The organism is Endozoicomonas acroporae (genome assembly GCF_002864045.1).
GTDB classification, from domain to species: Bacteria; Pseudomonadota; Gammaproteobacteria; order Pseudomonadales; family Endozoicomonadaceae; genus Endozoicomonas; species Endozoicomonas acroporae.
This window is the reverse complement of record NZ_PJPV01000237.1, coordinates 1-8,020: the sequence shown is the minus strand read 5'-3', so window position 1 is coordinate 8,020 and position 8,020 is coordinate 1. Positions and strand designations below refer to the sequence as shown.

Annotated in this window: 3 protein-coding genes; all 3 read right to left on the bottom strand. The window is 51.7% G+C overall.

What is annotated here, in order from left to right:
• On the bottom strand, positions 1-2,343 hold a 2,343-nt coding region (locus tag CX664_RS24660), incomplete at its 3' end, for a DUF1601 domain-containing protein (protein WP_146000331.1).
• Positions 2,344-2,448: 105 nt separating this feature from the next.
• Positions 2,449-5,703, bottom strand: a complete 3,255-nt coding sequence (locus tag CX664_RS24655; protein WP_101749252.1) for a DUF1601 domain-containing protein — start codon at positions 5,701-5,703, stop codon at positions 2,449-2,451.
• Between the two features lie 105 nt (positions 5,704-5,808).
• Positions 5,809-8,020 (bottom strand): RAP domain-containing protein (locus tag CX664_RS24650; protein WP_146000329.1); only part of this gene is annotated, 2,212 nt, incomplete at its 5' end.

Sequence of the window (8,020 nt, the reverse complement as noted above, 5' to 3'; positions counted from 1 at the left end):
TTTCAGCAGAGTCGAACCGTTCCTGGTATTGAAATCACCACCCACGTAATGAAAGGGTCCCTGAACTTCGATCACTATGTTGTGATCTGGCAGAAGCAGGTCAACCGGAGGTAATGAGTTCAGACTCTTTTCTTCTTCAATCTGCAGAGATGGAATAGATGATTTGAGTTGATCGCGGAAGTCAGCCTGGGTTTTTGAAATGGTTTTCTGGTAATGGGGGACGACCGGAGAGGCTCTACCAAGCCAACTTGCGGCCATGATCATGACCGATTGATCATCTTCATTATCTGGCGAGGTATGTTCCAGGCGAGTCAACAGTTCACCCATGTGCTTTTCAAGTAAGTTATTTTTATAGGTATTGGTGTCTAGAGCCAACCTGGCACAGCATACCATGACTCCCCAGAGAGACATCGATATCCCTTCCTGAGAAAACTGAAGGTTCTCACTGATTCGATAGACGAGCGATTCAAACGTAGAGGTAGCCACGTTCAGCTCAACGAGTTCACCCAGTTTGGCCGTGGCCCACAGCAGGTTGGCAATACCCTGGGCATTAAATTGGTCTTTCTGTGCATTCGCTTGGGGCAACAGTGCGGCCACAGCTTCTTTGAGCTCTGGTGTTTGCTCCAGCCCGTTGTCCACCAGCTTCGCCATGGCCCACAGCAGGTTGGTAATTGCCTGTGGTTTATAGTTAGCTTTCTGTGCGTTCACTTGGGGCAACAGCACGGCCACGGCCTCGTTGAGACCTAATGTCCGCTCCAGCCCGTTGTCCACCAGTTTCGCCAGGGCCCACAGCAGGTTGGCGATATCCTGGACATTAAATTGCACTTCCTGTGCTTTCAAGAGGGGCAACAGCGCGGCCACGGCCTCGTTGATATCTGGTGTCCGGTCCTGCCCGTTGTCCACCAGTTTTGCCAAGGCCCACAGCAGGTTGGCGATCCCCTGGGCATTAAATTGGTCTTTCTGTACGAGCACGAGGGACAACAGCGCGGCTACGGTCTCTTTGAGCCCTGGTGTTCGCTCCTGTCCGTTGTCCACCAGTTTCGCCATGGCCCACAGCAGGTTGGCGATCCCCTGTGGTTTAAAGTCAGGTTTCTGTGCGTTCACGAGGGGCAACAGCGCGGCCAAGGCCTCGTTGAACTCTGGAGTCTGCTCCTGCCCGTTGTCCACCAGTTTCGCCATGGCCCACAGCAGGTTGGCGATCCCCTGTGGTTTAAAGTCAGGTTTCTGTGCGTTCACTTGGGGCAACAGCGCGGCCAAGGCCTCGTTGAACTCTGGAGTCTGCTCCTGCCCGTTTTCCACCAGTTTCGCTATGGCCCACAGCAGGTTGGCAATATTCTGGGTACTAAATTGGTCTTTCTGTACGTTCACATGGGGCAACAGCGAAGCCACGGCCTCGTTGAGCTCTGGCGTCCGCTCCTGCCCGTTGTCCACCAGTTTCGCTATGGCCCACAGCAGGTTGGCAATATTCTGGGTATCAAATTGGTCTTTCTGTGCGTTCACATGGGACAACAGCGAAGCCACGGCCTCGTTGAGCTCTGGCGTCCGCTCCTGCCCGTTGTCCACCAGTTTCGCCATGGCCCATAGCAGGTTGGCGATTCCCTGAGGAATAAATTGTTTTTTCTGTGCATTCACATGGGGCAACAACACGGCCACGGCCTCTTTGAGCTCTGCTGTCCGCTCCTGCCCGTTGTCCACCAGTTTCGCCATGGCCCACAACAGGTTGGCGACACCCTGGGCATCAATATCCCTGGCTGGAGGTTTTTGGTTGCAGTTAAATATTATTGAATCAAATAGCGTTGACAATAAGTTAGTCTGAGTAAGTTTAACTCGCGCATCCATGGGTTTATGAAGAGTAAAAACACCCGCTGACGTCAATGAGTGAAATGTTGTCGTCAGGCTCCGCCAATTCCAGCTCCGTGCTGCTGTGAAATTTTGCAGCAGACGCATCAGCTGGCTTTGTTCCGCTCGATTTAACGGTCTTTTGGCAGCTGACGTGTATTTTTTAACTGAACTGGCATATAGGCCGTGATCTCTCCCATCATAGTGATGACCGAAACGATCCGATTTCCTCACCAGGCCAGCCATTATTTCTGGTTTGATGAGGGCATTAAAATCTTGGGCAGAGGTTACTGAACGGTGCATTAAATATTGAGAAGGGCGTGTGCCAGAAGAATGGTGAAATTCATTACATCCCGGGGTAGAGCGGGGGTGACTATCCTGCTGTCTGACTGTGGCATGTCTATATCGCCCACGCCCTGAAGAAGGGGCATGGCCATTCGGTTGGTTGTAACCGTTATCTGATGTTGCGTATTGACCACTGATACCAGCAGAACTTCTATCCATAATTATATTTCATTAATTCATGAAAATATAAAAAGCAGACTGCTGTTCTGCTCAGAAGTTCATTTTGCGGAAAAGTTTACTTGAGTAATGATGGGAGAAAGGCGATTACTGGCTGTTTGTTTTCTTCCTCTTTGCTGGGTTGGTTTGCTCTTCTAAATGTTCTTCGGCAGTAACGTATGCAGCACCTGCCCACCCTCTTTTAAGTGATACAAAGTCATGACTCTGTGGCGGCATGCTTACCCTGGTCTTTATTTGATCAATAAATAGTTTCATTGAATCCTGGTTCCACAGCTTGTTAACCGGGATTTCAATGACTTCAAATCCTGATTTTTGCAGCAGTGCGATTTTAAGTAGAGTCGAACCATTCCTGGTTTTGAAATCACCACCCACATAATGAGAAGGACCCTGAACTTCAATCACCATGTTGTGATCTGGCAGAAGCAGGTCAACCGGAGGTAATGAGTTCAGACTCTTTTCTTCTTCAATCTTCAGAGATGGAATAGATAATTGGAGTTGATCGCGGAAGTCGGCTTGGGTTTTTGAAATGGTTGTCTGGTAATTGGGGACGACCGGACAGGCTCTGCCAAGCCAACTTGCGGCCATGGCAATGATGGATTGCATCTCTGCATTTTCTGGGGATGTATTTTCCAGGCGAGTCAACAGGTCATCCATGTGCTTTTCAAGCACGTTATTTTTATTGGCATTGGCGACTAGAGCCAACTTGGCACAGCATACCATTACTCCCCAGAGAGACATTGATATCTCTTCCTGAGAAAACTGGAAGTTCTCACTGATTCGATAGACAAGTGATTCGAACGAAGAGGTAGCCAGGTTCAGTTCAATCAGTTCACCCAGTTTGGCCGTTGCCCAAAGCAGGTTGGCAATACCCTGGGCATTAAATTGGTCTTTCTGTGCGTTCACAAGGGGCAACAGCGCGACCACAGCCTCGTTGAGCCCTGGTGTCTGCTCCTGCCCGTTATCCACCAGTTTCGCCATGGCCCACAGCAGGTTGGCGATTTCCTGTGGGTTAAAGTTAGCTTTTTGTACGATCACGCAGGGCAACAGCGCAACCACCGCTTCGTTGAACTCTGGTGTCTGCTCGTGCCCGTTGTCCATCAGTTTCGCCATGGCCCACAGCAGGTTGGCGATATGCTGGGGAATAAATTGGTCTTTCTGTGCATTCACGTGGGGCAACAGCGCGGCCACAGCATCTTTGAACTCTGGTGTTTTCTCCAGCCCGCTGTCCACCAGCTTCGCCATGGCCCACAGCAGGTTGGAGATTTCCTGTGGTTTAAAGTTAGCTTTCTGTGCGTTCACGTGGGGCAACAGCGCGGCCACAGCATCTTTGAGCTCTGGTGTTTTCTCCAGCCCGCTGTCCACCAGCTTCGCCATGGCCCACAGCAGGTTGGAGATTTCCTGTGGTTTAAAGTTAGCTTTCTGTGCGTTCACGTGGGGCAACAGCGCGGCCACAGCATCTTTGAGCTCTGGTGTTTTCTCCAGCCCGCTGATCACCAGCTTCGCCATGGCCCACAGCAGGTTGGAGATTTCCTGTGGTTTAAAGTTAGCTTTCTGTGCATTCACTTGGGGCAACAGCACGGCCACGGCCTCTTTGAGTTCTGGTGTCCGCTCCTGCCCTTTGTCCACCAGTTTTGCCAAGGCCCACAGCAGGTTGGCGATATGTTGGACATTAAATTGGACTTCCTGTGCGTTCACGTGGGGCAACAGCGCGGCCACGGCCTCATTGAGCTCTGGTGTCCGGTCCTGCCCGTTGTCCACCAGTTTTGCCACGGCCCACAGCAGGTTGGCGATCCCCTGTGGTTTAAAGTTAGCTTTTTGTGCGTTCACGTGGGGCAACAGCGCGGCCAAGGCCTCGTTGAACTCTGGTGTCCGCTCCTGCCCTTTGTCCACCAGTTTCGCTATGGCCCACAGCAGGTTGGTGATTTCCTGAGGTTTAAAGTTAGCTTTCTGTGCGTTCACGTGGAGCAACAGCACGGTCACGGCCTCGTTGAACTCTGGTGTCCGCTCCTGCCCGTTGTCCACCAGTTTCGCCATGGCCCACAGCAGGTTGGCGAGATGCTGAGGAATAAATTGGTCTTTCTGTGCGTTCACGTGGTGCAACAGCGAGGCCACGGCCTCGTTGAGCTCTGGCGTCCGCTCCTGGCCGTTGTCCACCAGTTTCGCCATGGCCCACAGCAGGTTGGCGATACCCTGGGCATTAAATTGGTCTTGCTGTGCGGCCACTTGGGGCAACAGCGCGGCCACAGCCTCTTTGAGCTCTGGTGTCCGGTCCTGCCCGTTTTCCACCAGTTTTGCCACGGCCCAAAGCAGGTTGGCGATCCCCTGGGCATTAAATTGGTCTTTCTGCGCGACCACGAGGGGCAACAGCGCGGCTACGGTCTCTTTTAGCCCTGGTGTTTGCTCCTGGCCGTTGTCCACCAGTTTCGCCATGGCCCACAGCAGGTTGGCGAGATGCAGAGGAATAAATTGGTCTTTCTGTGCGTTCACGTGGTGCAACAGCGAGACCATGGCCTCGTTGAGCTCTGGCGTCCGCTCCTGGCCGTTGTCCACCAGTTTCGCCATGGCCCACAGCAGGTTGGCGATATCACGGGCATTAAATTTGTCTTTCTGCACGTTCACATGGGGCAACAGCGCAGCCACAGCCTTGTTGATCTCTGGTGCCAGTTCCTGCCTGTTGTCCACCAGTTTCGTCATGGCCCAAAGCAGGTTAGCGATTTCCTGAGCACCAATATCACTGGCTTCAGGTTTTTGGTTGCACTTGAATATTATTGCATCAAGTAGCGTTGACAATAAGGCAGCTTGAGTGAGCTTAACATGCTCATCCATGGGTTTATGAGGGGTAAAAACACCCGCTGAAGTAAATGAGTGCAGTGTTGTCGTCAGGCTTCGCCAATTCCAGCTCCGCGTTGCCGTGAAATTTTGCAGCAAACGCATCAGCTGGCTTTGTTCACCTCGATTTAACGGTCTTTGAGCAGCTGACGTGTATTTTTTAATTGAACTGGCATATTGCCCGTGATTTCTCCCATTATAGCGATGACCGAAACGATCCGATTTACTCACCAGATCATCCATTATTTCCTGTTTGATGAGGGCATTAAAATCTTGAGCAGAGTTTACTGAACGGCGCTGTAGATGTTGAGAAAAGCGTGTGCCAGAAGAATGGTAAAATTCATTGCGGCCCGGTGCAATGCGGAGGGGATTATCCCATTGTCTGACTGTGGCATGTCTATATCGTCCACGCCCTGAAGCACGCCCTGAAGAAGGGGCATGATCATCCGGTTGGTTGTAATCATTATCTGATCTTGTGTATTGACCACTGATACCAGCAGAACTTCTATCCATAATTATATTTCATTAATTCATGAAAATATAAAAAGCAGACTGCTGTTCTGTTCAGAAGTTCATTTTGCGGAAAAGTTTACTTGAGTCATGATGGGAGGAAGGCGATTACTGGCTGTTTGTTTTCTTCCTCTTTGCTGGGTTGGTTTGCTCTGCTAAATGTTCTTCGGCAGTAACGTCTGCAGCACCTGCCCACCCTCTTTTTTTAAGTGATACAGAGCCATGCCCCTGTGGCGGGATGCTTACCCTGATCTTTATTTGATCAATATATAGTTTCATTAAATCTTTGTTCCAAAGCTGGTTAACCGGGATTTCAATGACCTCAAATCCTGCTTTTTGCAACAGTGCGATTTTAAGCAGAGTCGAACCATTCCTGGTTTTGAAATCACCACCCACGTAATGAGAGGGGCCCTGAACTTCAATCACAATGTTGTGATCTGGCAGAAGCAGGTCAACCGGAGATAATGAGTTCAGACTCTTTTCCTCTTCGATCTTCAAAGATGGAATAGATGATTTGAGTTGATCACGGAAGTCGACTTGGGTTTTTGAAATGGTTGTCTGGTAATGGCGGACGACCGGACAGGCTCTGCCAAGCCAACTTGCGGCCATGAACATGATGGATTGATCCTCTTTATTATCTGGCGATGTATTTTCCAGGCGAATGAACAGGTCATCCATGTGCTTTTCAAACACGTTATTTTTATTGGCATTGCAGTCTAGAAACAACCTGGCACAGCATACCATTACTGCCCAGAGAGACATCGATATCTCTTTCTGAGAAAAATGCAGGTTCTTACTGATTCGATAGACAAGCGATTCGAACGTACAGGTAGCCAGGTGCAGCTCAATGAGTTCACCCAGTTTGGCCGTGGCCCACAGCAGGTTGGCAATACCTTGGGCATTAAATTGGTTTTTCTGTGCGTTCACGAGGGGCAACAGCGCGACCACAGCCTCGTTGAGCCCTGGTGTCTGCTCCTGCCCGTTATCCACCAGTTTCGCCATGGCCCACAGCAGATTGGCGATTTCCTGTGGCTTAAAGTTAGCTTTTTGTGCGTACACGTGGGGCAACAGTGCGTCCACAGCCCCTTTGGGCGCTGGTGACCACTCCTGCCTGCTGTCCACCAGTTTCGCCATGGCCCACAGCAGGTTGGCGATTTCCTGTGGTTTAAAGTTAGCTTTCTGTGTAATCACGTGGGGCAACAACGCGACCAGAGTCTCTTTGAGTTCTGGTGTCCTGTCCTGCCCGTTGTCCACCAGTTTCGCCATGGCCCACAGCAGGTTGGCGATTTCCTGTGGTTTAAAGTTAGCTTTCTGTGCGTTCACGTGAGGCAACAGCGCAGCCACGACCTCGTTGAGATCTGGTGTCCGCTCCTGCCCGTTGTCCACCAGTTTCGCCATGGCCCACAGCAGGTTGGCGATTTCCTGTGGTTTAAAATTAGCTTTCTGTGCGTTCACGTGAGGCAACAGCGCAGCCACGACCTCGTTGAGATCTGGTGTCCGCTCCTGCCCGTTGTCTACCAGTTTCGCCATGGCCCACAGCAGGTTGGCGATTTCCTGTGGTTTAAGGTGAGCTTTCTGTGCGTTCACTTGGGGCAACAGCGCGGCCACGGTCTTTTTGAGCCCTGGTGTCCGCTCCTGCCCGTTATCCACCAGTTTCGCCATGGCCCACAGCAGGTTGGCGATTTCCTGTGGTTTAAGGTGAGCTTTCTGTGCGTTCACATGGGGCAACAGCGCGGCCACGGTCTTTTTGAGCCCTGGTGTCCGCTCCTGCCCGTTATCCACCAGTTTCGCCATGGCCCACAGCAGGTTGGCGATTTCCTGTGGGTTAAAATTGGCTTTCTGTGCGTTCACGTAGGGTAACAGCGCGACCACGGTCTCTTGGAACTCTGTTGTTTGCACCTGCCCGTCGTCCACCAGTTTCGCCATGGCCCACAGCAGGTTGGTGATAGCCTGTGGTTTAAAGTGAGCTTTCTGTGCGTTTACCTGGGGCAACAGCGCGGCCACAGCCTCTTTGAGTACTGGTGTTTGCTCCTGCCCGTTGTCCACCAGTTTCGCCATGGCCCAAAGCAGGTTGGTGATCCCCTGGGCATTAAATTGGTCTTTCTGTGCGTTCACGTAGGGCAGAAGCGCGGCCACGGCCTCGTTGAGCTCTGGTGTCCGCTCCTGCCCGTTGTCCACCAGTTTTGCCGTGGCCCACAGCAGGTTGGCGATATGCTGAGGAATAAACTGGTCTTTCTGTGCGTTCACGTGGGGCAACAGCGCGGCCACGGCCTCGTTGAGCTCCGGTGTCTGCTCCTGCCCGTTGTCCACCAGTTTGTAG